Source organism: Streptomyces avidinii, from assembly GCF_045161815.1.
Taxonomy (GTDB): domain Bacteria; phylum Actinomycetota; class Actinomycetes; order Streptomycetales; family Streptomycetaceae; genus Streptomyces; species Streptomyces avidinii.
The window spans coordinates 6,833,310-6,858,682 of record NZ_CP108863.1 but is presented as its reverse complement, the minus strand read 5'-3'; the positions used below and the strand labels follow the sequence as shown (position 1 = coordinate 6,858,682).

The following is a 25,373-nucleotide window of genomic DNA, read 5'->3' as shown; positions in this document are numbered from 1 at the left end:
ATTCCCGGGGGCCCTCCTGGACGGATCAGACCTGGACGCGGTCCGCGACGACCTTTGCCAGCTTGGCCAGCGCCTCGTCCTTGGCGATGCCGTTCTCCTGCGAACCGTCGCGGTAGCGGAAGGAGACGGTGCCGGCGGCCATGTCCTCGTCACCGACGATGATCATGAACGGCACCTTGAGCTTCTGGTGGTTGCGGATCTTCTTCTGCATGCGGTCGGAGGAGGCGTCCACCTCGACCCGCAGACCCTGCTTCTTCGCCGCGGCGGCGAACTCCTGCAGGTACTCGACGTGCCCGTCACCGATCGGGATGCCGACCGCCTGGACGGGGGCCAGCCACGGCGGCATGGCGCCCGCGTAGTGCTCCAGCAGCACGGCGAAGAACCGCTCGATCGAGCCGAACAGCGCGCGGTGGATCATGACCGGACGCTGGCGGGAGCCGTCGGGCGCGGTGTACTCCAGGTTGAAGCGCTCCGGCAGGTTGAAGTCGAGCTGCACGGTCGACATCTGCCAGGTGCGGCCGATGGCGTCCTTGCACTGCACCGAGATCTTCGGACCGTAGAAGGCGGCGCCGCCCGGGTCCGGGACCAGCGGGAGGCCCTGCTTCTCGGCGACCTGTGCGAGGACCGCGGTCGCCTCCTCCCAGGCCTCGTCCGAGCCGACGAACTTCTCCGGGTCCTTGGTGGACAGCTCCAGGTAGAAGTCGGTCAGGCCGTAGTCGCGCAGCAGGTTGAGCACGAAGGTGAGGGTCGTGTCGAGCTCCTCCGCCATCTGCTCGCGGGTGCAGTAGATGTGCGCGTCGTCCTGGGTGAAGCCGCGGGCGCGGGTCAGGCCGTGGACGACACCCGACTTCTCGTACCGGTACACGGTGCCGAACTCGAACAGGCGCAGCGGCAGTTCACGGTAGGAGCGGCCGCGCGCGTCGAAGATCAGGTTGTGCATCGGGCAGTTCATGGGCTTGAGGTAGTAGTCGGTACCACCGTCGAGCTGCATGGGGGGGTACATGCCCTCCGCGTACCAGTCCAGGTGACCGCTCTTCTCGAAGAGGGCGCCCTTGGTTGCGTGCGGGGAGTAGACGAACTCGTAGCCCTCCTCCTCGTGCCGCTTGCGCGAGTAGTCCTCCATCACCCGGCGGATGATGCCGCCGCGGGGGTGGAAGACGGCGAGGCCGGAGCCGATCTCGTCCGGGATGGAGAAGAGGTCGAGCTCGTTGCCGAGCTTGCGGTGGTCGCGCTTCTCGGCCTCGGCGAGGAAGTCGAGGTGGGCCTTCAGCTCCTCCTTCGACGGCCAGGCGGTGCCGTAGATGCGCTGGAGCATCGGGTTCTTCTCGCTGCCGCGCCAGTAGGCGGCCGCGTTGCGCATGAGCTTGAACGCCGGGATGTTCCGGGTGGTCGGCAGGTGGGGACCGCGGCAGAGGTCCTTCCAGCACAGGTCGCCGGTCTTCGCGTCCAGGTTGTCGTAGATGGTCAGCTCGCCGCCGCCCACCTCGACGTTCGCGCCGTCGTCGGTCGACGCGGAACCCTTGATGCCGATGAGCTCCAGCTTGTACGGCTCGTCGGCGAGCTCCTCGCGGGCCGCCTCGTCGGTGACCACGCGGCGGGAGAACCGCTGCCCGCGCTTCTGGATCTCCTGCATCTTCTTCTCGATGGCCTTCAGGTCCTCCGGGGTGAAGGGCCGGGCCACGTCGAAGTCGTAGTAGAAGCCGTTCTGGACCGGCGGGCCGATGCCGAGCTTGGCCTCGGGGAACAGCTCCTGCACGGCCTGCGCCATGACGTGCGCGGTCGAGTGGCGCAGGATGTTCAGGCCGTCCTCGGAGGAGATCTCCACCGGCTCGACGGTCTCGCCGTCCTTCACCTCGTACGCGAGGTCCTTGAGCTCGCCCGCGATGCGCGCGGCGACGATGGTGCGCTCGCCGGCGAAGAGCTCCGCCGCCGTAGTGCCCGTGGCCACCACGCGCTCGTCCCGCTCGGAATCGCGTTGGATGATCACACGGACGTCTGACACCGGTCTCTCCTGACTCAGGGGATGCGCGGGCGAACGCCGCGCGCCTGAATCGTACCGAGCGGAGTGGCTGCGCCGCTAAACGGTTACGGGTGGCCCGCCCGCCGGGCCCTCCCGCCCCCCGGCCCGAGCCCCGGCCGGGCGGCCTGCGCCGGCCAGGGCTGGGCCGGCCCGGCCCGGCCTGGGCTGGGCCGGGCCGGCCTGGGCTGGGCCGGGCCGGCCTGGGCTGGGCCGGGCCGGGCGGCGGGCCGTGGGGCGGGGACGCTCCGGGATGTCCCCGCAGGTCGAGCGAACCCACCGCCGGTCGGCAGGCCGGTCCGGCGCGGGGTTCGCGAGCCGAGGAGACATCCCGGAGCGTCCCCGCCCCACCGGGAGGCCTCGGCTCCGGCCCGGGCAGCCGCAGGCGGGCCCGCGGGGTGGGGTCCCCCCGGGCGTCTCCTCACCCGAAACTCCGGGGCTGTCGGCACGAGCCACGGGTAGCGTGGCCCGGATCGCCCGACTCCCCCGGAGGGACCCGCATGCCCGGCCCAGAAATACGTCCGCTGGACCTGACCGACGACGCCACCGCGGCCGGCGTGCACCGGATCGGACGGGCCGCGTACGCGGTGGAGGCGGAGCTCATCCGCTTCGACGGCATCCCGGCGCTGGGCGAGAGCCTCGCCGAGATGAGGGCCCGCCCGCTGAACTGGCTCGGAGCGTTTTCGGGGGACGGCTCCCTCGACGGCTTCCTCGCCTGGGAAGAGGAGGGCGAGGGGATCTGCATCGATCGGCTGTGTGTGGATCCGGGACGGTTCCGCCGCGGTGTCGGCTCCTTCCTGCTGCGTCACGCCCTGACGGAGGCGTTCGCGGGGCGGACCGTCGTGGTCACGACCGGCGCCGCGAACGCCCCCGCCGTGACGCTCTACGAGCGCCTCGGCTTCAGCCGCGGCCCGGACTTCTCGCCCGTACCGGGGCTGACCATGGCCTCCTTCGCCCGGGCCGCCGGAGACGCCCCGTGGGATGGTGGAAGGGGATCTTCCGACCTGGCATGAGGTGACACCCATGAGAGTTACCGGGAAGGCGGCTGCCCTGGGCGCCGCGACGGCCGTGCTGGCGGGCGGACTGCTCGTCGGCGCTCCCGCGGTGGCGGCGCCGGTCGCCGCGTGCACCGGGGAGCAGCTCTCGGCCACCGGCGCGGAGCGGACGGACTCCGACCGGGTGCGGTTCACGGTGGTCAACGACGGCCCGGCGTGCGTGCTGCGGGGCTTCCCGACGGTGGCTCTCTCGGGCCAGGGCTCCCCGGACCGGAACGCGCCGCTGCGCGTGGTCCCGCGGGGCCAGGCCCGGCCGGTGCTGCTGTCCGAGGGCGGGAGCGCCTCGACGGTCCTGACCTTCACCCCGGTCCTCGGCGAGGCGGACGGCTACTGCGCCTCCGGCGCCGATCCGACCGTCGCCCCCTCGCTGGTGGTGGGCGTCGCGGGCATGGGCTTCCAGGTCGCGCCGTCCGACGGCGGCCAGTTCGCCCTCTGCGGCAACACCGTCCGCGCCACCGCTTTCCGCTGAGTCCTGAGCCGTCTCTTTCGGATCCTGTCGGCCGAGTCCGCGGCGTCCGGTGCCGTGCCCGGCAGGATCCGGGAGAGACGGCCTAGTGCTGTGACCGGAAAGGTTTGCCGGGTCGCGGCGTCCGGTGCGGTGTATCGCAAGGCGGAGGGCCGCGGGCCGTACTGGACGTACTTCCGTGGTCCGACAACGCGGCGAGGTGCCGTGCCGGGCGTCGCGACCCGGTGGACCTTTCCGGTCACAGCACTAGTCGTCGGACGGCAGGACGTCCTCCGGGTCGAAGGCCGCGTCCAGGGACTTCATCAGGCGGTCCCGCTCGACCTCGTCCATCGGGACGGGCGTCACGTCCGCCGCGTCGGACAGTCGCCGGAAGCCGCCCCGTCGTTGCAGTCGGCCCGTGACCCGGACCGGGAGGCCCACCAGGTGGGCGTGGCCCGCGATGCGGTACGACTCCTCGTCGAGCGCCACACGGACGTACGGGACCTCCGCGCCGGCCAGCACCCGTAGCCGGACCGTGCCCCCTCCCCCGGCGGCCTTGCGCCGCATGCGTACGACGGCCCCCGCGAGGCGGACCGGTACGGCCGGTTCCGCGCGGGTGTAGCGGGCCGCCGCCTCACGCAGTACGGGCAGGTCGCCCGGGGAGAACTCCACCGGCTCGGGCCGGGCCGCGCAGCCTGCCGGGACGCCTGCCGCGGGGGCCCAGGCCAGCGCGATGCGGGCTCCCTCCGAGCCGCGGACCAGGGCGATGAGCGCCTCGGCGAGTTCCCGGCTGACTCCGGCGGCCACCGCCGCGTCGAAGGCCTCCATACCGCCCGTGGCCCGCTGGTAGTCCACGGCCTCGCGGGCCGCGTGCAGGGCGTGGTGCAGCCGGGTCACGGGCCCCCGGCCCCCGTCCACGGGGACGTACGCGCTCAGTCGGCGCCCTCCCGGGGACGGTCCCACCAGCACCCGGTCCAGGGTGTGTTCGGCCTGCGCCTGGTGCCGGGCCCCGTAGTAGCCGGCCCGGGCCCGGTCGGCGAGGGCCGCGGCGAGCAGGAGCCGGCGGGCGGCCGAGCGGAGCTGTTCCTGCACGGGCCAGGCGGCCTCGCCCCGGAAGCCGTGGGGCCCCTCCGGGATCTCGCGTTCCCAGTGGATCTCGTCGCTGGGCACGCTCAGCCCGAGGAGCACCTCGCGCGCCGAGGGCAGTCCGCCGTGCGCGAGGGAGGTGAGCGCCTCCTCCAGCAGGTCCGCGCAGTCGGGGAAGGTGCGGCTCTCGGGGACGAGAAGGCTGGTGCCCGAGCGCCCCGGCGGGGTCCAGCGCCCGTACCGGCCGGCCGCGCCGCCGCGCCGCAGCCAGCCGTGCCGCTGCAGCAGGGCCCCCAGTACCTGCGGGTCGACCTGTGCGGGATCGGGACCGCCGGGGGTGTACTGCGGGGACGGGAGCGGTTCGAGGTGCGGTGAGTGCAGGTTCATCAGGGTGTCCCTCCCGACCCGACCCGGGTCATGATCTCGCACAGCGCACGGTCGTCGAAGATCCGCGTGGTGGGGATCCGTACGGTGGTGCGGCGCCGGCCGGTCACGGGGTGTCCGGCGAGGTTGGTCCAGTAGCAGCAGTGCCTCAGGTCGAGCCGGTCGTGACCGGCGGCGAGCCACTGGTCGCGCTCCCTCGGTACGAGCATCACGACGAGGATCTTGTGGACGGCGACGGGCGTCCGGGCCAGTTTCACCAGGTGTTCGTTGTCGAGGGTGAAGCCGAAGCTGGCCCCGGCCGGCCGCGGCGGTATCTGGTAGGTCGCCTTGAGCTGCACCTTGATGGTGACCTCGTCGTCGACGACGTGTTCGGGCGCTCCGTGGGAGACGTGCCAGTCGATGCCGTTGTCGGGGAAGGGCTGGGAGAGCGAGCAGCCGGCGGCGGCCGCGACGGCGTGCAGGTATCCCACCTGGAGGGTCTCCATGCAGGCGGTGGTGGCGAGCGTGCCGCGCAGGGCTCCGGTCCGCGGACCTGTCCCCTCGTGCAGCACCCCGCTCTGTTCGGGCTGTGTGAGCGCCATGGCCGGCTCCCCATGCCTTGCGGGCTCTGCCGCGAGCGGTGCTGGGTGACGACCGGTCATGTGTGCGGTCCCCCAAGGATGTTGTCTCCGCACCCGACTGCCCGCAAACGGCGTACGGGGCAAACAGCCCGGGTATCACCGATGCGGCGGGGCTGGAGTGTTCAGGAAGCTCCATCCGCCGCTCGGGGACGAGGAGTTCGCCATGACACGCTGGTACGAGGGCCCGCTGGCCGCATTCGACACGGAGACCACCGGGGTGGACGTCGAGCAGGATCGGATCGTGTCCGCCGCGCTCATCGTCCAGGAGTGTGCGGGCGGCCGGGTCCGCACCACGCGCTGGTTGGTCAATCCCGGGGTTCCGGTGCCCGCGGGCGCCACGGAAGTGCACGGGCTGACCGACGAGCACCTGCAGCGTCACGGGCGCTGGCCGGCGCCGGTGGTGGAGGAGATAGCCCGGTCGCTCGGGGAGCAGCAGGTGGCGGGCCGCCCGGTGGTGGTGATGAACGCGCCGTTCGATCTGACGCTGCTGGACCGGGAGTTGCGCCGGCACCGGGCGTCCTCGTTGTCGCGCTATCTGGACAACCGGCCGCTGACGGTGCTGGATCCGCGGGTGCTGGACAAGCACCTGGACCGGTACCGCAAGGGCCGCCGGACGCTGACGGACCTGTGCGCGCACTACGGGATCGAGCTGGAGGGCGCGCACGACGCGGCGGCGGACGCGATGGCCTCGCTGGAGCTGGTGCGGGCGGTGGGGCGGCGGTTCGCGGCCCGGCTGGAGCGACTGACGCCGGCCGAGCTGCACACGCTGCAGGCCGTGTGGCACGCGGCGCAGGCGCGCGGCCTGCAGGCGTGGTTCGCCCGTCAGGGGACTCCGGAGGCGGTGGATCCGCACTGGCCGCTGCGGCCGGATCTGTCGACCGCCGCGTAGGACGCCAAGTGTCCGAAATATACGGAAGGCCGGTCCGTCTGTGACGGACCGGCCTGTCCCGGTGGGCGATACTGGGATCGAACCAGTGACCCCTTCGGTGTGAACGAAGTGCTCTCCCGCTGAGCTAATCGCCCGGGAACGCACTGAACAATACAGAAGGCTCGGGGCTGGTTCAAACCGCTTCCCCCGACCCGGCCCGGCGGACGCGCCTCACGTACCTACTCAGGGCACATCTGAGTACGCACACCCATGTCCTGACTGCGTGACCACCGCCACACTCCGGATATGAACACCGCCCTGCCGCCCGCCGAAGAGCTGGCGCTCATCGACCGCGAGCTGGCTCAACTCGATGCCCGTCGGCTGTATTTGCTGGCCCGCCGGGACTGGCTGCTGCGGCTCCTGCAGCAGCCCGGCGGTGCGCCCGCCCCGGTCCATCAGTGGCCTGCCGTGCCCACCGGGCCCGCGAAGGAGGCCTCGGCCCCGAGCGCGCAGAACGTGCTGTTGACCCTGGGCGCGGTGCTGCTGGCCGTCGCCGCGCTCGCGTTCACGCTGGTCAGCTGGGGGTCCATGGGGATCGCCGGCCGCTCGGCGGTGCTGGCCGCGGTGACGGCGGCGGCGCTGGGCACACCCGTACTGCTGCTGCGCCGCGGGTTGCGGTCGACGGCGGAGTCGGTCGCCGCGGTGGGGCTGCTGCTGACGGTGCTCGACGCGTACGCGCTGTACGCGGTCGGCATGCCGGACCTCGACGGCACGGGGTACGCGGCGGGAGCGGCCGCGGTGCTGGCGGCGGTGTGGGCCGGGTACGGCTCAGGCCTGCGGAAGCTGCGGATCCCGCTGCCTGCGGCGGTGCTGGCGGCGCAGTTCCCGCTGCCGCTGGCGGCGCTGGCCGTGCAGCCGGACCCGATGCCGCTCGGCTGGGCGCTGCTGGCGACGGCCGCGCTGGACGCGGCGCTCGCCCTGCGGGTCAGGGCGGCGGCGGTCCCGGCCGCCGTGACGGCTTCCGGGGCGCTGCTGATCGGGGTGGCCCAGTCGTGGTCGGCGGGGTCCGAGGCGGCCGCCGTGGCCCCGGCGGCGCTGCTTCTGGCGGGCGCAGGCCTCGGCGTGGCCGCCGCCTGGCGGGAGCCGCGCGCCTCGGTGGCGGCGCTGGTGGGCGCCCTGGCCGCGGTGGCGGGCCTGGGCGGGGTGGCCCGGCCGGGTCTGGACCCGGCCTGGGCGGTGCTGGTGCACCTGCTCCTGGCACTGCCGCTGCTGGCGGCGGTACGGGGCTCCGCGCTCCCGGAGGCGGTCCGCCACGGGCTGGCCCGGGCCGGCGCGGCGGTCGTGGCCCTGGTGGCGGTGCTGGCGGGTGCCGCGGTGGTTCCGACGCTGGTGGCGCGGTTGCGGGTGCTGGGCGAGGTGTGGGCGGCGACGACTCCGGGCCCGGACCCGTACGGGCCGGGGGCGGCAGTGCCGCTCGCCCTGCTGATCTCGGCGGGGGCGGCCTGGTGGCTGTCGCGGGCGCTGTCGCGGCCGGAGCCTGTGGTGGTGGCGGTGGTCCTGGGCTGGGCGGGGCTGTTCGCGGCCCCGGCACTGCCCGGCCTGCCGGTGGCGGCGGTGCTCGCCGCGCAGCTCGCGGTGACGGGCGCGGCGGGTGTGCTCGCCCTGCGCTCCCCGGCGCGCGGGATCCGGATCGCGGCCGCCGTGTGCGCGCTGGTCGGCGCCGCGAACGTGTCCCTGGGCGCGCTGGACGGCCGCACGGCGACCTTCGCGGTGTGGGGGCTGCTGGGCGCCGCTTGCGCGGCTGGAGCGGCGTACGGGCCCGCTCCGCGGCCGGTGCGGGCCGCGGCGGCCGTGGGTGCCGTCGGGTACGCCACGGGCGTCCTGGTGGCGGTGGGCGCCGTGGCGGAGCTGGCGGTGGTCTGGTGGGCGCTGCCGGTGCTGGCTGTCCCGGCGCTGGCGGCGGCGCTCGGGCCGCGGCTCGGCGAGGTCCGGCTGCCCGTCGAGATCGCGGCGGCCGTGGCGGGGGTCGTGGCGCTGGGCCTGTCGGCCGGGCGGGCCGGAACGCTGGCTCTGGTCCTGGCACTGGCCGGGGTGGTCTGCGCGGGCGCCGCGGTGCGGCCGGACCGGCGGATGCTGGGCTGGGCGGCGGGCGCGCTGTTCGCGGCGGCGACCTGGGTCCGGCTGGCCGAGGCGGGGGTGACCGCGCCGGAGGCCTACACGCTGCCGGTGACGGTGCCCGCCCTGGTGGTGGGCCTGCTGCGGCGGCGCCGGGACCCGCAGGCCTCGTCCTGGACGGCGTACGGCCCGGGCCTGGCGGCGACGCTGCTGCCGAGCCTGGTCGCGGCCTGGGGCGACCCGGGCTGGCTGCGCCCGCTGCTGCTGGGGGTGGCCGCGCTGGCGGTGACCCTGGCGGGCGCGCAGCGGCGGCTGCAGGCTCCGCTGCTGCTGGGCGGCGCGGTGCTGGCGGCGGTGGCGCTGCACGAGCTGGCCCCGTACGTGGTGCAGGTGGCGGGCGCCCTGCCGCGCTGGGTGCCGCCGGCCCTGGCGGGCCTGCTGCTGCTGGCGGTGGGGGCGACGTACGAGCGGCGCCTGCGCGACGCGCGCCGGCTGCGGGCCGCGATCGGCCGCCTGCGGTAGGTGACGGGCGGGAGGCCGAAGGGCCTGAAACGCCAGAGGCCCGGAGACGGTGAAGTCTCCGGGCCTCTGGTCCGGGTGGGCGATACTGGGTTCGAACCAGTGACCCCTTCGGTGTGAACGAAGTGCTCTCCCACTGAGCTAATCGCCCGGACGCACCGCAAACATTACCGCATGTCAGCGGTGCTCCCCGACCATCACTGGTCCTTGAGGTTCCAGGGCAGGACGAGCCCGTACTTCCACAGGTAGAAGCCGATCAGCGCGCCCGCGATGACGAGGCCCACGCTGGTCAGGATGATGTTGCGGCGGCGGACCTTCGGGTCGAGCGCCTTCTGTGCGGCTTCGGTGACTTTCCGCTTCGTCCAGCGCAGCACGAGGTGGGCCCAGGCGAACTCGGTGGCCCAGATCGCCAGGCCCGCGAAGATCGCGACCCAGCCGGGGCCGGGCAGCACGAGCATGGCGACACCGGCGGCGATCACGGCGAGGCCGACGATGAAAACGCCGACCTGCCAGCTCAGGTGCAGGCTCTTGTTGGACTTGATGAAGGCCGGGGCCTTCGATACGTGCGGCGTCTGCGCGGTGCCCTCCGCAGCGGCCTCCGCCGAAGCGGCCGTGGTGGATTCCGGCGTGGATTCGTCAGCGGCGGACCCTTGGGCGCCGCGGTCACTCCCCGTATTCATGAAGTCGAATCTACCCGAGCTCGATACACACGCGAATGCAGGTTTGGATCCGCCGTCCGAGGGACCCAGAGGTCCGCAAAACGGTCAGAGGGGTTTACAACGGCACCGTAGGTGGCATGTCGATTTCGCCGACGTGCGAATCCCCGAGCGCACACTGAGCGAAAGGCCCTGGCGCTTATGAACACCACGGTCAGCTGCGAGCTGCACCTGCGCCTCGTTGTGTCGAGCGAGTCCTCACTGCCTGTTCCCGCGGGCCTGCGGTATGACACGGCCGACCCCTACGCCGTGCACGCCACCTTCCACACCGGCGCCGAGGAGACGGTCGAATGGGTATTCGCCCGCGACCTCCTCGCGGAGGGCCTCCACCGGCCCACCGGTACCGGCGACGTCCGCGTCTGGCCGTCCCGCAGCCACGGTCAGGGCGTCGTCTGCATCGCCCTGAGCTCACCGGAGGGAGAAGCACTGCTCGAAGCACCAGCCCGAGCACTCGAGTCGTTCCTCAAGCGGACGGACGCCGCGGTCCCGCCCGGGACCGAGCACCGGCACTTCGACCTCGACAAGGAGCTCTCCCACATCCTGGCCGAAAGCTGAGCCAGGCCTACAGCCGCTCGACACCGTCCGACTCGGGGCGACGGTGCGGGTCGGCCGACAACCACATACGGCAGTGCCGGCGCTGTCCCCGCGGAAGCCACCCGCGAGGACGGCGCCGGTCTGCTTCGGCGGGACCCGCTATTGTCGGGCGGCAGCGGCGGCGCCTCCCGTCGCCGCAGGCCCGGCCCCTGAGGGAGACCCCGTGCAGATCCCCCACGACACCCGTCGCGCGCTCGACGTCGTCGTCGCGCTGGTGAACACCGCGGCCGAGACCGACCAGCCCGACGGGCTCTCGGACATCGGCGCGCTGCGCGGATTCGTCCAGGAATACTCGATCAGCGACGTCGGCGAGCTCAGCGCCCGCGATCTGGCCGGGGTCCGGACCGTGCGCCAGAAGTTCGCCCAGGTCTTCGCCTCCCCGAACCCGCGTGCGGCTTCCGTCCTGATCAACGAGCTCGTGGCCACGGCCGGCACCACCCCGCAGCTGACCGACCACGACGGCTACGACTGGCACGTGCACTACTTCGCGCCGGGCGCGTCGGTGGGTGACCACCTGGCGGCCGACGGCGGCATGGCCCTGGCCTTCATCGTGGTCTCCGGCGAACAGGAACGGCTGCGCCGCTGCGAGGCGCCGGACTGCCGACGGGCCTTCGTGGACCTGTCCCGCAACCGCTCCCGGCGCTACTGCGACAGCCGGACCTGCGGGAACCGGCTGCACGTGGCGGCGTACCGGGCCCGGCGCAAGGAGGCCGACGCGGAGGCGTCAGAGCACGAAGAGATCGTGCACGGCGGCGAGCAGCAGCAGGATGCCGATCACGGCTAGGAAGATCATCAGGGGCGGTTGGGAAAGCGCGAAGAGACAGCCTCGCGGCTCCTCCACAACGGGGGCGGGTACCGGCGGCTCACCGTGCGATGTCTCGAACATGTCGGGCCGATGATGGCGCAGGGCACCACGGTCCGCCCCTCAACACGCCAACATCCGCGCGGGAGTTCGCTCGATCTTGTGGACGAGAGGCGTTCTGCGGGTCTCGCCGGGCCGATCCCGGGTCGGATCGGGGGTCAGATCCCGTGCTTCTTGAGGATGGCCTCGATGTCGGAGAAGTCGTCGGCGGGAGCGGCGGACTGCGGCCGTGAACCGGTTCCGGCGGCGCCCAGGGACGGCGCGGAAGCGGCCGGGGCGACGGCCTCGGTGACCGGGCTCCCCGTGACCTTCTTCGGGGACTTCCCGGACTTCGCGGGCGTCCCGGAGCGCTCGGAGGCGGCCGGGCCGCGGCGCTCGACGGCCCGGGTGGTCATGAAGAGCAGCCAGGACAGCCCCAGCAGCCCGAAGCCGATCCAGACGGTCGGATCGAAGACCATCCCGGAGACCCACTCCACGAAGCCCGTCATCACCAGGGCGACCGGCACCAGGGCGTACGCGGCGATCCGCGTCGCGGCGAGGAAGCGCTTGCGGTAGGCGGTCACCGCGGCGAGGCCCAGGCCCGCCGCTGACACCGCGGAGCAAATGGTCTCGGCAAGCATGCGGTCCTCCGGACTCTCGGCGGGTCGGCGATCTGTCCCTATCCATCCTGCACCGACCGCCGCCGCAGCGGCCAGGTCCGCAGCCGCCCCCGGACGGATCTCCGGGACATCTCCGGGTCGCGCCTCCTCCCTGGGTCCCGGTCGGTGGGGCGGTCGGGGGCTGGGAGACTGTCCGTATGACCGATTCCGTGATCCTCGACGTCTGGTGCGAACTGCAGTGCCCGGACTGCCACCACGCCCTGGACGACGTACGCGCCCTGCGGGCCCGCTACGGCGACCGGCTGGACATCCGGCTGCGCCACTTCCCGCTGGAGAAGCACAAGCACGCCTTCGCCGCGGCCCAGGCCGCCGAGGAGGCCGTGGAGCAGGGCCGGGGCTGGCCCTACGCGGAGGCCGTACTGGCGCGCACCGCCGAGCTGGCCGAGCGCGGCGAGCCGGTCCTGCTGGACGTGGCGCGTGAACTGGGTCTCGACGTCGAGGAGTTCGACACCGCGCTGATCGACGGGCGGCACATCCTGATCGTCGACGCCGACCAGGCCGAGGGCAAGGCCATCGGTGTGACCGGCACCCCGACGTACGTGATCGACGGGCAGCGGCTCGACGGCGGCAAGAGCCAGGACGGTCTGCGCGCCCGCATCGAGGAGATCGCCGACCGCCTGCTCGCGGACACCCCGTAGCCCGACCTGGATCCCGACCTAGATCAGGTCCTTGGCGAAGTTGAAGTTCGTGGGGCGGTAGTCGAGGGACTGGTACAGCCGCAGGGCCGGGGTGTTGTCGGTGAAGACGTGGAGCGCCAGGCGGCGGTACCCCTCGGCGAGGGCCGCGCGCTCGGCGAGCAGCATCAGGTCGCGGCCGTGCCCGCGGCCCCGGTGCTCGGCCCGCACCTCGATGTCGTAGATGTACGAGCCCTCCCCGTGCGGCGCGAGCCACACATTGCCGACGGGCACGTCGGCCGCCTCCAGGACGACGAAGGTGACGTCCGGGGTCGCCAGGCCCCGGGGCAGTCGGCTCTCGTGGTCGGCCACCGACTTGGCGCGGGCGGCCTCGGCGGACATGCCGCGGCTGCGCCAGCTCTCGGCGTAGCCGTCGACGGCCGCCGCGTGCCAGACCTCGTACTCGGCGTCCGTCATGGGCCGGCCGAGGACCCCCTCGGTGAGCGCGGGCGGCTCGGCCGGCAGGTCCTTGGCCATGTGGCGGCTGTACTCGGTGTAGCCGAGGGCCTCGGCCATGCACAGGCCCCCCTCCGATTCCGCCGGCACCGACACGCGGACCCGGCGGCAGCCCCAGCCGCGCAGTACCTCCTCGGCGGCGAGCGCGGCCACGGTGGCCCTTCCCCGCCGCCGGTCCCCGTCCTCGACGGCCAGGTCGCGGATCTCCCCGACCGTGGGCCCGAAAGGGGTGTCGGACGCGATCAGCAGGGCGCCGACCCGCCTGCTGTTGACCCGGATCTCGTACGGGCGCGACCGCGCCCCGTCCGCCGTGTGCTGGAGCGGCCCGGACGGCCGCAGGGTGGTGGTCATCCCCTGAGTTCTACCCCTCCCGCGGCCGCCGCGACAGTCCTCCTGCCGGCCGGACGCCCGCTACGGGTCGATGTCCGCCGCCGCCTTGACCTCGAAGATCCGCATCACCTCGGCGGTCACCGGTCCGGGGGCGGTCCCCAGCTCACGGTCGTCGATCCGCAGCACCGCCTGGGCGTCGCGCAGCGAGGAGGTCACGAAGATCTCCTCGGCCCGCTCCAGCACCTCGAAGGGCAGGTCGGTCTCCTTGGCGCCGGCCCAGTCGATGATCAGGGCGCGGGTGATGCCGGCCAGGCAGCCGGAGACCAGCGGCGGGGTGTGCAGTTCGCCGTCGAGGACGACGAAGACGTTCGAGCCGGTGCCCTCGCAGAGTCGGCCGAGGGTGTTGGCGAGGAGCGCCTCGGAGGCCCCGGCCCGGTGGGCGGCGGCGAGGGCGACCACGTTCTCGGCGTACGAGGTGGTCTTCAGCCCGGCCACGGCCGAGCGCTCGTTGCGGACCCAGGGCACGGTGACGACGGCGGTGGTGTCGGGGCGGCGGGCGGACTCCGCGACGGCGGCGATCAGGGTGGTCCCGGCGTCCCCGCGGTCGGAGCCGAGCGGGGAGACCCCGCCGGTGTAGGTGAGGCGCAGCCGCCCGTGCTCGACCGGGTCGGCCTCCAGTACGGCGGCGCAGGCGCGGCGGACCTCGTCGAGGTCGGGGTCCGGCAGGCCCAGGCCCCGGGCCGAACGGGTGAGCCGTTCCAGGTGGCGGGTGAGCGCGAAGGCGCGGCCGCGCTCCGCCTTCAGCGTCTCGAAGACGCCGTCGCCCACGGTCAGGCCGTGGTCGAGGACGGACACCTTCGCGCGGTCCGCCTCGGTCAGCTCTCCGTCGAGCCAGATTCTCATGGTGCGGTCCTTCCGGTCGTGCCGTTCGCCCCCTGGGTACCGCTGACCTCGTGGCCGGTGGCCACCCGCAGCAGGCGGGCTGCTTTGAGCTCGGTCTCCGCCCACTCGCGGTCGGGATCGGAGCCCCAGGTGATGCCCGCGCCGGTGCCGAAGAGCAGACGGGGGCCACCGGGGGTCTCGCGGTCGATCCAGAAGGTCCGGATGCCGACGGCGAGCTCGGCGGTGCCCCGGTCGGCGTCGACCCAGCCGATGCCTCCGCAGTAGGGGCCGCGCGGCGCGGTCTCCAGTGCCTCGATGATCCGCAGGGCGGAGGACTTGGGCGCGCCGGTGACGGATCCGGGCGGGAAGGTGGCGGCGAGCAGCTCGGGCCAGCCGGCGCCGTCGGCGAGCTCGCCGCTGACGACGGAGACGAGGTGCACCAGCCCCGGGTGCTCCTCGACGGCGCACAGCTCGGGGACGGCGACGGAACCCGTCGCGCAGACCCGGCCGAGGTCGTTGCGCACGAGGTCCACGATCATCACGTTCTCGGCGTGGTCCTTGGGGAGCAGGTCCTCGACGGTGCGGCCGGTGCCCTTGATCGGGCCGGACTCGATGTGACGGCCGGACCGGCGCAGGTACAGCTCGGGGGAGGCGGTGGCGATCTCGACGCCGTACGCGGCCAGGCGAATCGTTCCTGCGAAGGGTGCGGGGTTACCGCGCGCGAGCAGTGCGGTGAGCGCGTCGACGTCGGCGCGGTCCGGGTGGGGCAGCGGTGCGGACATCACCCGGCAGAGGTTGGCCTGGTAGACCTCGCCGGCTGCGATGTGCTCGCGGACCCGTCGTACGCCGGCCACGTATGCGGCGCGGTCCAGCGAGGAGGTCCACCGGTCGGGGTCGGGTCCGCGCCAGGCCCCGGGGACGGGCGCGGGCACGGGCTCGCGGCGCACGTCGCCGAAGCGCGCGCAGACGAGCCGCCCTTCGAAGTCGGCGGACACCGCCCAGAAGCCGGTGGAGTCGAGAGCGGCGGGATCGCTGGTGACGTCGCGGAGATCGGTCGCGAGGAGGCCGCCGAAGCGGGCCATGGGGGGCAGGTCGTGCACGGCTGCGAGTCTATGACCGGTGAGGACGCGGCGCCGGTGCGGTGACGGGCGGGTGACCTGTGGTGATCGAGCGGCAGCACGCTGCGGAAACGCGTTTTTGAGCTGGCCCGGGAATCCGCTAGAGTTCAACACGTCGCCAGGGAGCGAAGGGGCAAAACCCCGGAGCGAACACGGTGACCTGCGGACGTAGCTCAGTTGGTAGAGCACCACCTTGCCAAGGTGGATGTCGCGAGTTCGAGTCTCGTCGTCCGCTCGAAGTGGGGGATCTTCCCGAGAACCCCTGCAGCTCCATGGTGGAGTGGCCGAGAGGCGAGGCAACGGCCTGCAAAGCCGTCTACACGGGTTCAAATCCCGTCTCCACCTCCAAGGACGATTAGCTCAGCGGGAGAGCGCTTCCCTGACACGGAAGAGGTCACTGGTTCAATCCCAGTATCGTCCACTGATCCGCAAGGATCCCCGCGCGATTAGCTCAGCGGGAGAGCGCTTCCCTGACACGGAAGAGGTCACTGGTTCAATCCCAGTATCGCGCACGCAGCACCTGTACGACCTGCGGCTTTCGAGCCGTGGACCCCGCGCGATTAGCTCAGCGGGAGAGCGCTTCCCTGACACGGAAGAGGTCACTGGTTCAATCCCAGTATCGCGCACCGCCCGAAAGCCCCGGCCGTTCTCACGGCCGGGGCTTTCGCGTTACCCCGCACGGGTGGGCGGGGCATGGAAGAGCGCATGAAAAAGGGTGCTGCCCGTCCGACTCCCCAGTCGTGCGGGCAGCACCCTTCACCTGCCGTCCGTCCGCCTCTCCCCCGTCCCCACGGGGTTCGACAGGCCGATGTCCCGGTCCGGGCCGCTCTCCCGGACCTGGGGCGCCGCTCAGCGCCCCAGCATCAGACCTACGGACGACGCCTGTGCCGCCAGCTGATCGAAGCCTCCGAAGAGGAAGAGCAGCAGGGCGGCCAGGGGGAGCACCATGGCCGCGGCCACCAGTGGGTGGCGGGTGCCGGACTCGTGGCCGTTGAACGCGAATGCCTTGCGTCCCTGCCGTGCGATGTCCGCCATGGTCCTCTCCCTGTCGTCCGGCAGCGGCGGGCTCGTGACCTCGGGGGACGAGTGCGCCACCCGCCGCTTGTCTTCAACACTAGGCGGGCGGGCGGCCCCTGGCCTCATGCCCTCGTACCCATTGCCGGGCCTCCAGGAGGATGACGGGGTCCGCCCCGTGTACTCCCCTGGGTGGAGACCGCTCCCCCGCTGTGAGGGTCTTCCCGGAGGGGATGACCGGAGGGTAGTGACTTCGCTCACTTCCGTCACTCCCTGTTGCCGCGTGTCCGGCCATCGGCCGCCGACAAGATCCACTCGGCTGTGGGCCCCGTACGAGCACGCCACCACGCGCCCGGACCGCCCCTGGGGCGCCAATCCCCTTGGGACAAAGGACGCTTGGGGGTACGGAGCATCCCGGACACGCCCCCGGGCGGCGGTGCCGACGCTCCCTCAAGTGTGCTGTGCCGCACTGACAATCGAATCCCCCGGCGAGGGCGCGGCCTCTGAGCACGCATGCCGGATGGTCCGTAAGCTGTGCCACGTCAACAGGATGACCGGTCAGCGGGGTGGACATGGCGATGATGCGGCTCCGGCGCGAGGACCCGCGTGTCGTCGGCTCGTTCAGACTGCACCGGCGGCTCGGCGCCGGCGGCATGGGCGTGGTCTACCTGGGATCGGACCGGCGCGGACAGCGCGTCGCCCTCAAGGTCATCCGGCCGGATCTGGCCGAGGACCAGGAGTTCCGCTCGCGGTTCGCCCGCGAGGTGTCCGCCGCCCGGCGGATCCGGGGCGGCTGCACCGCCCGCCTGGTGGCCGCGGACCTGGAGGCCGAGCGGCCCTGGTTCGCGACCCAGTACGTACCCGGTCCCTCGCTGCACGACAAGGTGGCCGAGGAAGGCCCCCTGACGGCCGCACAGATCGCCGCCGTGGGCGCCGCGCTCTCGGAGGGCCTGGTAGCCGTCCACGAGGCCGGGGTCGTCCACCGGGACCTCAAGCCCTCGAACATCCTCCTGTCGCCCAAGGGCCCACGGATCATCGACTTCGGCATCGCCTGGGCCACCGGGGCGAGCACCCTCACCCATGTGGGTACGGCCGTCGGCTCCCCCGGCTTCCTCGCGCCCGAGCAGGTACGCGGCGCCGCCGTCACCCCGGCCACCGACGTCTTCGCGCTCGGCGCCACCCTGGCCTACGCGGCCACCGCCGACTCGCCCTTCGGGCACGGCAGTTCCGAGGTCATGCTGTACCGCGTGGTGCACGAGGAGCCGCACCTTCAGGGCGTCCCGGACGCACTGGCGCCCCTGGTGCGGGCCTGCCTGGCCAAGGACCCCGAGGAGCGGCCCAGCACGCTCCAGCTGTCGATGCGGCTCAAGGAGATCGCGGCCCGCGAGGCGCAGGGGCTCTCCGACGGGCGCCCGCCCGCCCAGCGGGCCCGGGTCGAGCGGCCGACGGGACGGCTCCCCGAGGCCGAGCGGATCGGCGGGGCCGAGGACCACCCCGGGCGGCGTACGGAACGTCGTACGGGCGGCTCCACCACGCCCCGGCCCCAGGGCGGGTCCCCGAGCGGTCCGCACTCGCGGCCCTCGTCCTCCCGCAACCCGCAGCACCCCGGCGGCCCGACCTCACGGCCGACCTCGGGCCGCACGGGCGGCCGCCCGGCCCCCAGGACGACGGGGACGGGCCGGCGGCCCTCACGGCCGGACCCGAGGCTGATGCGGCAGCGGCTGATCGTGTTCGTCGTGGTGACGCTGATCGTCGCGCTGGGCATCGCGGCGGCCCAGAAGCTGTAGCGCTCCTACGACGCGGTGCGGCCCTGGGCCACCGCGTAGAAGGCGACCGCGGCCGCGGCACCCACGTTCAGCGAGTCCACCCCGTGCGCCATCGGGATCCGCACCCACTCGTCGGCGGCGACCAGCGCCTGCGTGGACAGGCCGTCGCCCTCGGCGCCGAGCATCAGCGCGACCCGTTCCAGGGACTGCGGCGCCGCCACGTCGATCGGGGTCGCCTTCTCGTGCGGGGTGAGGGCGAGCAGCTTGAAGCCCGCCTCGCGCACCGAGTCCAGGCTCTTGGGCCAGGCCTCCAGGCGGGCGTAGGGGACGGAGAACACCGCGCCCATGGAGACCTTCACCGAGCGGCGGTAGAGCGGGTCCGCGCAGTCCGGTGACAGCAGCACCGCGTCCATGCCGAGGGCAGCCGCGCTGCGGAAGATCGCCCCGATGTTGGTGTGGTCGTTGACCGCTTCCATGACCACCACCCGGCGGGTCGTGGAGAGCAGTTCCTCGGCCGTGGGGAGCGGCTTGCGCTGCATGGAGGCCAGGGCGCCGCGGTGCACGTGGTAGCCGGTGACGCGCTCGGCGAGCTCGGGGCTCACCGCGTAGACCGGTGCCGGGAGTTCGTCGATGACGTCGCGCATGACGTCGACCCACTTGGCGGAGAGCAGCATCGAGCGCATCTCGTACCCGGCGTCCTTGGCGCGTCTGATGACCTTCTCGCCCTCGGCGATGAAAAGGCCTTCCGCGGGCTCGCGCCTGCGCCGGAGTTCGACGTCGGTCAGGCCCGTGTAGTCGCGCAGGCGCGGGTCGTCGGGGTCGTTGATGGTGATGAGATCAGCCACAGGGTGATACTGCCTTGTCCTGGGTACGGTGCCAACGGCCTGTCAGGCGCTGGTGGTGGGAACGTCGGGGGTTCCGACGCGGACGACCTCACCGATGACGATGACGGCGGGCGGGCGGATCGCCTCGGCGCGCACGGTCTCCCCGACCGTGGCCAGGGTGGCGTCCACCCGGCGCTGGGTGGCGGTGGTGCCCTCCTGGATCACCGCGACGGGGGTCTGCCCGGGGCGGCCGTGGCGCACCAGCGCCTCGGCGATGAGGCCGATCTTGTCGACGCCCATGAGGATCACCAGGGTGCCGGTGAGCTTGGCGAGGGAGGCCCAGTCCACGAGCGAGCGCGGGTCGTCGGGGCCGACGTGCCCGCTGACCACGGTGAACTCGTGCGCCACACCGCGGTGGGTGACCGGGATGCCGGCGGCGCCGGGCACCGAGATGGAGCTGGAGATGCCGGGGACGACGGTGCAGGCGATGCCGGCCTCGGCGAGGGCCTGGAGCTCCTCCATACCGCGGCCGAAGACGTACGGGTCCCCGCCCTTGAGCCGGACCACGGCCTTGCCGGCCCTGGCGTGCTCGATCAGGGCGTTGTTGATGGCCTCCTGGGCCATGAACCGGCCGTACGGGATCTTCGCGGCGTCGATGACCTCGACGTGCGGGGGGAGCTCGTCGAGCAGGTCCCGGGGGCCGAGCCGGTCGGCGATGACCACGTCGGCCTCGGCGAGGAGCCGACGGCCGCGCACCGTGATCAGGTCCGGGTCGCCCGGGCCGCCTCCGACGAGGGCGACGCCGGGGGTGGCCTTGTGCCGGTGCGCGGGAGCGGTGAGGGTGCCGTCGCGAAGGCCCTCGATCACGGCGTCGCGGACGGCGGCGGAGCGGCGCGGGTCGTTGCCGGTCAGCACGGCGACGGTGACGCCCTCGATGCGGCCGGTCGCGGGGGTCCACGCGGTGGCGGCGGAGGCGTCGTCGGCGCGGACACACCAGACGCGCTCGCGCTCGGCCTCGGCGGAAGCCTGCTCGTTGACGTCGCGGTGCTGCGTGGCGATCAGGGCGTACCAGGCGTCGGCGAGGTCGCCGTCCTGGTAGCGGCGGCGCTCCCAGCGGATCTCGCCGGTCTCGGCCATGGCGTCCACGGAGGGGGTGGCGGAGGGCGAGACGAGCAGGACGTCGGCGCCGGCCGCGACGAGCGCGGGGAGGCGGCGCTGGGCGACCTGGCCACCGCCGATGACGACGACGCGGCGGCCGGCGAGGCGGAGACCTACGGGGTAGGCAGGGGTGTCGGCCATGGCGGTGCGGCTCCTGAGGGCGGCGGTGTCTTGCGTGCCGCTGCGACGCTGGAGCGGCGGTGTACTGACGTGCGGTTATGTAGTGCGGGTCCACCATACGACTCGGGTCGTCCCGAGGCGCGGACGGGGGCTGCGGCGCCCTGGGCGGGTGCGGGTCGGGGTTCGGGGCGCCGCCCCGAACCCCGCGCCTCAGACGCCGGCGGGGCTGGGGGTGGCTTCGCGGTGGGGCGGTGCACCTCCGGGATGTCTCCCCGGCTCGCGAACCCCGCGCCGGACCGGCCTGCCGACCGGCGGTGGGTTCGCTCGACCTGCGGGGACATCCCGGAGCGTCCCCGCCCCCACGGTCGGCGCCGGAGGCTACTTCTCCGTCACGCCCGCCGCGTCGAAGGTGGCGACCTCGTGCATCGCGCGGGCCGCGCTCTGGACCAGGGGGAGGGCCAGGAGGGCGCCCGTGCCCTCGCCGAGGCGGAGGTCCAGGTCGACCAGCGGGCGCAGGCCCAGCTTGTTCAGGGCCGCGACGTGCCCCGGCTCCGCGCTGCGGTGGCCCGCGATGCACGCCGACAGCGACTCGGGGGCGATGGCGCGGGCCACCAGGGCGGCCGCTCCGGCGCTGACGCCGTCCAGGATCACCGGGGTGCGCAGGGAGGCTCCGCCGAGGAGCAGGCCGACGATGGCCGCGTGCTCCAGGCCGCCGATGGCGGCCAGGACGCCGATCGGGTCGGCCGGGTCGGGCTGGTGGAGCTCCAGGGCGCGGCGGACGACCTCGACCTTGCGGGCGTGCGTCTCGTCGTTGATGCCCGTGCCGCGGCCGGTGACCTCCGCCGCGTCCACCCCGGTGAAGACCGAGATCAGGGCCGCGGAGACGGTGGTGTTGGCGATGCCCATCTCGCCGGTGAGGAGGGCCTTGTTGCCGGCCGCGACGAGGTCGCGGGCCGTCTCGATGCCGACCTCGATGGCCGCGACGGCTTCCTCGCGGGTCATTGCCGGGCCGGTGGAAAGGTCGGCCGTGCCGGGGCGGACCTTGCGGGGCAGGAGTCCGGGGGTGGCGGGGAGGTCCCCGGCGACGCCGACGTCGATCACGCAGACCTCGGCGCCCACCTGGTTGGCGAAGGCGTTGCAGACCGCCCCGCCGCCCAGGAAGTTGGCGACCATCTGGGTCGTGACCTCCTGCGGCCACGGGGTGACGCCCTGGGCGTGCACGCCGTGGTCACCGGCGAAGATCGCGACCGCGGCCGGCTCCGGGATCGGCGGCGGGCAGACCCGGGAGAGACCGGACAGCTGGGCGGAGATGATCTCCAGCATGCCCAGGGCGCCGGCGGGCTTGGTCATGCGCTTCTGCCGCTCCCAGGCCTCGCCGAGCGCCTTCGCGTCGAGCGGGCGGATGCTGGCGACGGTCTCGGAGAGCAGGTCGTGCGGCTCCTCGCCGGGCAGCGCGCGGCGGCCGTAGGTCTCCTCGTGGACCACCCAGGAGAGCGGGCGGCGCTGCGACCAGCCGGCCTGGGCCAGCTCGGGCTCCTCGGGGAACTCGTCGACGTAGCCGACGCAGAGGTAGGCGACGACTTCGAGGTGTTCGGGAAGGCCGAGCTCGCGGACCATCTCGCGCTCGTCGAAGAAGCTGACCCAGCCGACGCCGAGGCCTTCGGCGCGCGCGGCGAGCCAGAGGTTCTCGACGGCGAGGGCCGAGGAGTACGGGGCCATCTGCGGCTGGGTGTGCCGGCCGAGGGTGTGGCGCCCGCCCCGGGTGGGGTCGGCGGTGACGACGATGTTCACCGGGGTGTCGAGGATGGCCTCGATCTTGAGTTCCTTGAACTGCTTCGCCCGGCCCTTGGGCAGCGACTTGGCGTAGGCCTCGCGCTGGCGCTGGGCGAGCTCGTGCATCGTCCGGCGGGTCTCGGCGGAACGGATGACGACGAAGTCCCAGGGCTGCGAGTGGCCGACGCTGGGCGCGGTGTGGGCCGCCTCCAGGACGCGGAGCAGCACCTCGTGCGGGATCGGGTCGGTTCGGAAGCCCTTGCGGATGTCACGGCGCTCGCGCATGACGCGCAGGACGGCCTCGCGCTCGGCGTCGGCGTAACCGGGAGCCGCCTCGCCCACGGGTTCCGCGACGGCGGGCTCGGAGGCGGCCGGCTCCGCCGGGACGGCCTCCGCCGGGGCGGCTTCCTCGGGCTGGGGCGCTACGGCCACCGGCTCGGCCTGGGCCACCGGCTCGGCCTGGGCCACCGGCTCGGGCTGCGGCTCCACGGCCACCGCCTCGACCACGACGGGCTCGGGCGCGGGCTCCGGCTCGGCCGCGGGCTGTGACTCGACGACGGGCAGCGGCTCCGGCTCCGGGACGGGCTCCGGGAGGACCGGCTCGGCAGCCACGGCCACGACCGGCTCCGCGGGGACGACCGGCTCGGGCCGGGGCTCCACGGCCACCGGCTCGACGGGGAGGACCGGCTCGGGCTGCGGCTCGGGCTCGACCGCGACGGGCTCCACGGCCACCGGCTCGGGCTGGACCGGCTCGGCCACGGCGGCCGCCACCGGCTCCGCTGGGGCCATCGGCTCCGGCTCGGCCTCGACGGCCACCGGCTCGACGGCCACCGGCTCGACCGCGGCGGGCTCCACCGCGACCGGCTCCGGCTGCGGCTGCGGCTCGACCGCGACGGGCTCGGGCCGGACGGGCTCGGGGTGGACGGGCTCGGGGTGGACGGGCTCGGGGTGAACGGGCTCGGCCGCCACCGGCTCGGGCTGGACCACCGCTTCTGCGGGGGCCGGCTCCGGCTCCGCAGGGGCCTGGGCGGGCTCTGCCACCGGCTCCGGCGTCCACGGGGCCCCGGCCTGCGGCGGGATCTCGCCCGGGGCGGCCTCCGCGCGCGGGATGTCCAGGTACTCGGGCCCGGTGGTCGGGGGCCCCGCCTGGCGCAGCGGGACGGGCGCCACCGGGGTGCTCACGGCGGCCGTCGGAGCGGCCTGGGCGGGCGCCGCGGCCGGGCCGCGGTCCGCGAGGGACCGTACGACTCCGCCGGTGGCCTCGGGCATGGGCGGGCCCATGTGCAGCGGGCGCCGGACGGGGGCCGCGGGAGCCACCGGGGCGGCGGGGGCCGCCGGCGGCGGGACGACGAGCCCGCCGAGGTCGAGCGCGCCGGAGTCACGGCCGCCCGTCTCGTGCGCGCCCGCACTGTAGCCGCCGTCGGGGAACACCGGCGGGGGGAACTCGGTGTACGGGGCAGGTGCCGGGGCCTCGGGGTAGGAGGGCTCGGCGCCGTAGGACAGGTCCGTGTACATCGGCGGGCCGTCGAGCGGGGACGGCGCGGGGAAGACGGGGGCCGGCGGGACGACCTGCGGGTCGCTCCACGCACCCTGGCCGCTCGGCATCAGCAGCAGTTCCTCGTCCTCCGGCTCGGCCGGGTTGTCCATGAGGTCCTGGAAGGCGTAGCCAGCGGGGATCGGTGCCGGGATCTGGACCGGAGCGGGGACGCCCTGCTGATCCACCATGCCCGCGTTGTCCGGGTGACCCTCGCCCGGGACCTGGCCGGTGTCAGTCATGCTTACCCCTCGCCCATCGGTGTTGCCTCTTCGATCGCCCGGTCGCCCACGGGGCCGCCGTGCGGTTTGCCTGCGGGGTTGCGGTGCGACGAGCTCGTCTCGCATACGCCTGCACGACAACCAGTAAGCATTGTCGCGCCCGTCGGCGATCGTGGCGGCCATAACCGTCACGGTCCTCTGTGGACTGCGCCACGTCGCGCGTCCAGGCAGTGTCGCGATGCCCGAATCGTCCGGGGTGTACGACGATCGGCCAGCCTACCCCGGCCCTCGTCTCAGCGCGTGGCGGGTCGTTCCGCTGCCAGGAGGAACACCACGGAACGGTCCTGTTCGGCCCAGGTGCGGGGGTCCAGGGCGACGGACTGGAGCAGCGCGCACTCGACGGCGTAACCGTGTTCGGTGAGTGCCCTGCCGATCGCCTCCGCCTCGTCGCGGGTGGAGGCGTGGCTGACGATCCGTTCGGGGCGGCGTTCGGCGACGGCCGCGACGACGGGCGCGCCGCCACCGCCGACGCGGACGACGTCGGGCTCGGGCAGGTTCTCCAGTACGTGCGGTGCGCGCCCGGCGACGACCTGGACCTGCACTCCTCGCTTGCGGGCGGCGGCAGTTACGCGGTCGCAGGCGGCCGGGTCGGCGTCCACCGCGATGACGGCGGCGCCGAGGGCGGCCGCGTCCACGGCCACGCCGCCGGATCCGGCGCCGATGTCCCAGACGAGGTCGCCGGTGCGCGGGCCGAGGCGGGCCAGTTGGGCCGCGCGCAGCTGTGTGGACTCGCCCTCGCCCGCGTCCGGGCGGGGCCTCGCCCAGCCGCGGTCGGTCGACCGGGCGGCGCTCTGGCCGAACAGCCAGCCGGCGTCGGCGGGTGCCGGTCCCCCGCCGCCGATGACGATGACGACGTTCGGGTCGCGCCAGCTGTGGTCGGCGGCCTTGTCGGAGGTGAGGACGCTCACCTGTTCGCGGTCGGTGCCGAGTTCCTCGCAGACGACGAAGGTGCGGTGAACTCCTTCGAGGAGCAGGGCCAGTTCCGCGGGTCCGGCGCCGGGTGAGGTGAGCACGGCGACCTTGGCGTGGGCGCGGCACACGTTGACGGCGCGGCGCAGGGTGCGGGGGTGGGCCACGACGACCTGGGCGTCGTCCCAGGGCATCCCGGCGCGGGCGAAGGCGGCGGCCACGGAGGAGACGGCCGGGACGACCTCGACCTCCAGGCCGTGCTCCGGGGCGCGCAGGGTGCGTACGACGCCGAAGAAGCCGGGGTCGCCGTCGGCGAGGACCACCGCCGTGCCGCGGTGGCCGGCGATGCGGCGCGCGGCGAGGCCGAGGCTGCCCAGGCGGATGCGTTCGGCGGTGGGCGGCACTTCGGGGAGGGCGAGGTGGTGGGCGGCGCCGGCCACGAGGGTGGCGGCGGAGAGCGCGGACCGGGCGCCCGCGGTCAGGGGCGAACCGTCCCAGCCGATCACCGTGACCCGGTCGGCCATCGTCGTCAGTCTCCTGGTCTGGGGTGGGGTGAAGCTTCGTCCGGAGGGCACGGGCGGGGGCGCGGGCACG

At 73.7% G+C, this 25,373-nt stretch carries 21 protein-coding genes and 7 tRNA genes; 13 read left to right on the top strand and 15 right to left on the bottom strand.

From position 1 onward, the window contains the following. Positions 1–25 precede the first annotated feature (25 nt). On the bottom strand, positions 26–2,002 hold the full coding sequence (gene thrS, locus OG373_RS30990; RefSeq protein ID WP_030387175.1) for a threonine--tRNA ligase: 1,977 nt from the start codon (positions 2,000–2,002) through the stop codon (positions 26–28). A 515-nt stretch (positions 2,003–2,517) separates the two neighbouring features. Between thrS and OG373_RS30985 the strand changes: the two genes are divergently transcribed. Both OG373_RS30985 and OG373_RS30980 read left to right on the top strand, forming a co-directional pair. Further along, entirely contained in the window at positions 2,518–3,030 is a 513-nt protein-coding gene (locus tag OG373_RS30985; RefSeq protein WP_405441624.1) for a GNAT family N-acetyltransferase, read from the top strand. Between the two features lie 10 nt (positions 3,031–3,040). Beyond that, a complete protein-coding gene (locus tag OG373_RS30980; protein WP_405441623.1) occupies positions 3,041–3,541 on the top strand; it encodes a DUF4232 domain-containing protein in 501 nt (166 codons plus the stop codon). A gap of 243 nt (positions 3,542–3,784) precedes the next feature. Here OG373_RS30980 and OG373_RS30975 read toward each other — a convergent pair whose 3' ends face one another. After that, a complete protein-coding gene (locus tag OG373_RS30975) occupies positions 3,785–4,990 on the bottom strand; it encodes a hypothetical protein (protein ID WP_405441621.1) in 1,206 nt (401 codons plus the stop codon). Continuing rightward, complete coding sequence (locus OG373_RS30970) at positions 4,990–5,568, bottom strand: DUF4365 domain-containing protein (RefSeq protein ID WP_397739709.1); 579 nt, start codon at positions 5,566–5,568, stop codon at positions 4,990–4,992. The genes OG373_RS30975 and OG373_RS30970 overlap by 1 nt, the downstream gene beginning before the upstream one ends. 202 nt (positions 5,569–5,770) lie before the next feature. Here OG373_RS30970 and OG373_RS30965 point away from each other — a divergent pair, with 202 nt between their 5' ends. Further along, positions 5,771–6,496: a 3'-5' exonuclease gene (locus tag OG373_RS30965; protein ID WP_405441619.1), complete on the top strand. Its 726-nt coding sequence runs from the start codon at positions 5,771–5,773 to the stop codon at positions 6,494–6,496. 62 nt (positions 6,497–6,558) lie between these two features. Here OG373_RS30965 and OG373_RS30960 read toward each other — a convergent pair. Continuing rightward, a tRNA-Val gene (locus OG373_RS30960) sits at positions 6,559–6,630 on the bottom strand. A gap of 151 nt (positions 6,631–6,781) precedes the next feature. On the opposite strand from OG373_RS30960, the gene OG373_RS30955 reads away from it, so the two are divergent. Further along, complete coding sequence (locus OG373_RS30955) at positions 6,782–9,112, top strand: SCO7613 C-terminal domain-containing membrane protein (protein ID WP_405441617.1); 2,331 nt, start codon at positions 6,782–6,784, stop codon at positions 9,110–9,112. Between the two features lie 76 nt (positions 9,113–9,188). On the opposite strand, the gene OG373_RS30950 is transcribed toward OG373_RS30955, so the two are convergent. Together OG373_RS30950 and OG373_RS30945 are read right to left on the bottom strand one after the other, a co-directional pair. After that, positions 9,189–9,260: transfer RNA gene (locus OG373_RS30950), tRNA-Val, on the bottom strand. A 46-nt stretch (positions 9,261–9,306) separates the two neighbouring features. Then, positions 9,307–9,789: a TIGR02611 family protein gene (locus OG373_RS30945; protein ID WP_405441616.1), complete on the bottom strand. Its 483-nt coding sequence runs from the start codon at positions 9,787–9,789 to the stop codon at positions 9,307–9,309. Positions 9,790–9,966: 177 nt separating this feature from the next. Here OG373_RS30945 and OG373_RS30940 point away from each other — a divergent pair, with 177 nt between their 5' ends. Both OG373_RS30940 and OG373_RS30935 read left to right on the top strand, forming a co-directional pair. Next, the gene (locus OG373_RS30940) at positions 9,967–10,380 is read left to right on the top strand and encodes an SsgA family sporulation/cell division regulator (protein ID WP_030011909.1); all 414 of its coding nucleotides are present in this window, start codon (positions 9,967–9,969) and stop codon (positions 10,378–10,380) included. A gap of 202 nt (positions 10,381–10,582) precedes the next feature. Then, a complete protein-coding gene (locus tag OG373_RS30935; RefSeq protein ID WP_405441614.1) occupies positions 10,583–11,203 on the top strand; it encodes a CGNR zinc finger domain-containing protein in 621 nt (206 codons plus the stop codon). A 236-nt stretch (positions 11,204–11,439) separates the two neighbouring features. On the opposite strand, the gene OG373_RS30930 is transcribed toward OG373_RS30935, so the two are convergent. Then, positions 11,440–11,901 carry a hypothetical protein gene (locus OG373_RS30930; RefSeq protein ID WP_405441613.1) on the bottom strand — a complete coding sequence of 154 codons (462 nt, stop codon included), beginning with the start codon at positions 11,899–11,901 and terminating at the stop codon, positions 11,440–11,442. Between the two features lie 176 nt (positions 11,902–12,077). Here OG373_RS30930 and OG373_RS30925 point away from each other — a divergent pair, with 176 nt between their 5' ends. Beyond that, positions 12,078–12,578, top strand: a complete 501-nt coding sequence (locus OG373_RS30925) for a DsbA family protein (protein ID WP_405441611.1) — start codon at positions 12,078–12,080, stop codon at positions 12,576–12,578. A gap of 18 nt (positions 12,579–12,596) precedes the next feature. Here OG373_RS30925 and OG373_RS30920 read toward each other — a convergent pair whose 3' ends face one another. Genes OG373_RS30920 through OG373_RS30910 form a run of 3 tightly spaced genes read right to left on the bottom strand, consistent with a single transcriptional unit; the run spans position 12,597 to position 15,382 of the window. Then, on the bottom strand, positions 12,597–13,421 hold the full coding sequence (locus OG373_RS30920) for a GNAT family N-acetyltransferase (protein ID WP_405441609.1): 825 nt from the start codon (positions 13,419–13,421) through the stop codon (positions 12,597–12,599). Positions 13,422–13,481: 60 nt separating this feature from the next. After that, positions 13,482–14,303: an aminotransferase class IV gene (locus OG373_RS30915; protein ID WP_405441607.1), complete on the bottom strand. Its 822-nt coding sequence runs from the start codon at positions 14,301–14,303 to the stop codon at positions 13,482–13,484. After that, positions 14,300–15,382, bottom strand: coding sequence for a chorismate-binding protein (locus OG373_RS30910; RefSeq protein WP_405441606.1), 1,083 nt, complete (start codon positions 15,380–15,382; stop codon positions 14,300–14,302). The genes OG373_RS30915 and OG373_RS30910 overlap by 4 nt, the downstream gene beginning before the upstream one ends. Positions 15,383–15,562: 180 nt before the next feature. Between OG373_RS30910 and OG373_RS30905 the strand changes: the two genes are divergently transcribed. From OG373_RS30905 to OG373_RS30885, 5 genes are all read left to right on the top strand, one after another. Then, positions 15,563–15,635 (top strand) — tRNA-Gly (locus tag OG373_RS30905). A gap of 39 nt (positions 15,636–15,674) precedes the next feature. Next, positions 15,675–15,748, top strand: a tRNA-Cys gene (locus OG373_RS30900). A 1-nt stretch (position 15,749) separates the two neighbouring features. Then, positions 15,750–15,821: transfer RNA gene (locus OG373_RS30895), tRNA-Val, on the top strand. A 19-nt stretch (positions 15,822–15,840) separates the two neighbouring features. Then, positions 15,841–15,912, top strand: a tRNA-Val gene (locus OG373_RS30890). A gap of 42 nt (positions 15,913–15,954) precedes the next feature. Further along, positions 15,955–16,026, top strand: a tRNA-Val gene (locus OG373_RS30885). A 223-nt stretch (positions 16,027–16,249) separates the two neighbouring features. On the opposite strand, the gene OG373_RS30880 is transcribed toward OG373_RS30885, so the two are convergent. Beyond that, positions 16,250–16,459 (bottom strand): hypothetical protein, encoded by a 210-nt coding sequence (locus tag OG373_RS30880; RefSeq protein ID WP_372453106.1) that lies wholly within the window; start codon positions 16,457–16,459, stop codon positions 16,250–16,252. Positions 16,460–16,986: 527 nt separating this feature from the next. Between OG373_RS30880 and OG373_RS30875 the strand changes: the two genes are divergently transcribed. Further along, a complete protein-coding gene (locus tag OG373_RS30875) occupies positions 16,987–18,201 on the top strand; it encodes a serine/threonine-protein kinase (protein WP_397739691.1) in 1,215 nt (404 codons plus the stop codon). A gap of 5 nt (positions 18,202–18,206) precedes the next feature. Here the strand turns inward: OG373_RS30875 and OG373_RS30870 are convergent, their stop codons facing one another. The 4 genes from OG373_RS30870 to cbiE form a co-directional block, all read right to left on the bottom strand. Further along, entirely contained in the window at positions 18,207–19,025 is an 819-nt protein-coding gene (locus OG373_RS30870; RefSeq protein ID WP_405441604.1) for a TrmH family RNA methyltransferase, read from the bottom strand. Positions 19,026–19,067: 42 nt separating this feature from the next. After that, on the bottom strand, positions 19,068–20,303 hold the full coding sequence (cobA, locus tag OG373_RS30865; protein WP_405441603.1) for a uroporphyrinogen-III C-methyltransferase: 1,236 nt from the start codon (positions 20,301–20,303) through the stop codon (positions 19,068–19,070). Positions 20,304–20,660: 357 nt separating this feature from the next. Beyond that, positions 20,661–23,831, bottom strand: coding sequence for a nicotinate-nucleotide--dimethylbenzimidazole phosphoribosyltransferase (cobT, locus tag OG373_RS30860; protein ID WP_405441602.1), 3,171 nt, complete (start codon positions 23,829–23,831; stop codon positions 20,661–20,663). 272 nt (positions 23,832–24,103) lie between these two features. Next, positions 24,104–25,303: a precorrin-6y C5,15-methyltransferase (decarboxylating) subunit CbiE gene (cbiE, locus tag OG373_RS30855; RefSeq protein WP_405441601.1), complete on the bottom strand. Its 1,200-nt coding sequence runs from the start codon at positions 25,301–25,303 to the stop codon at positions 24,104–24,106. Positions 25,304–25,373: the final 70 nt, after the last annotated feature.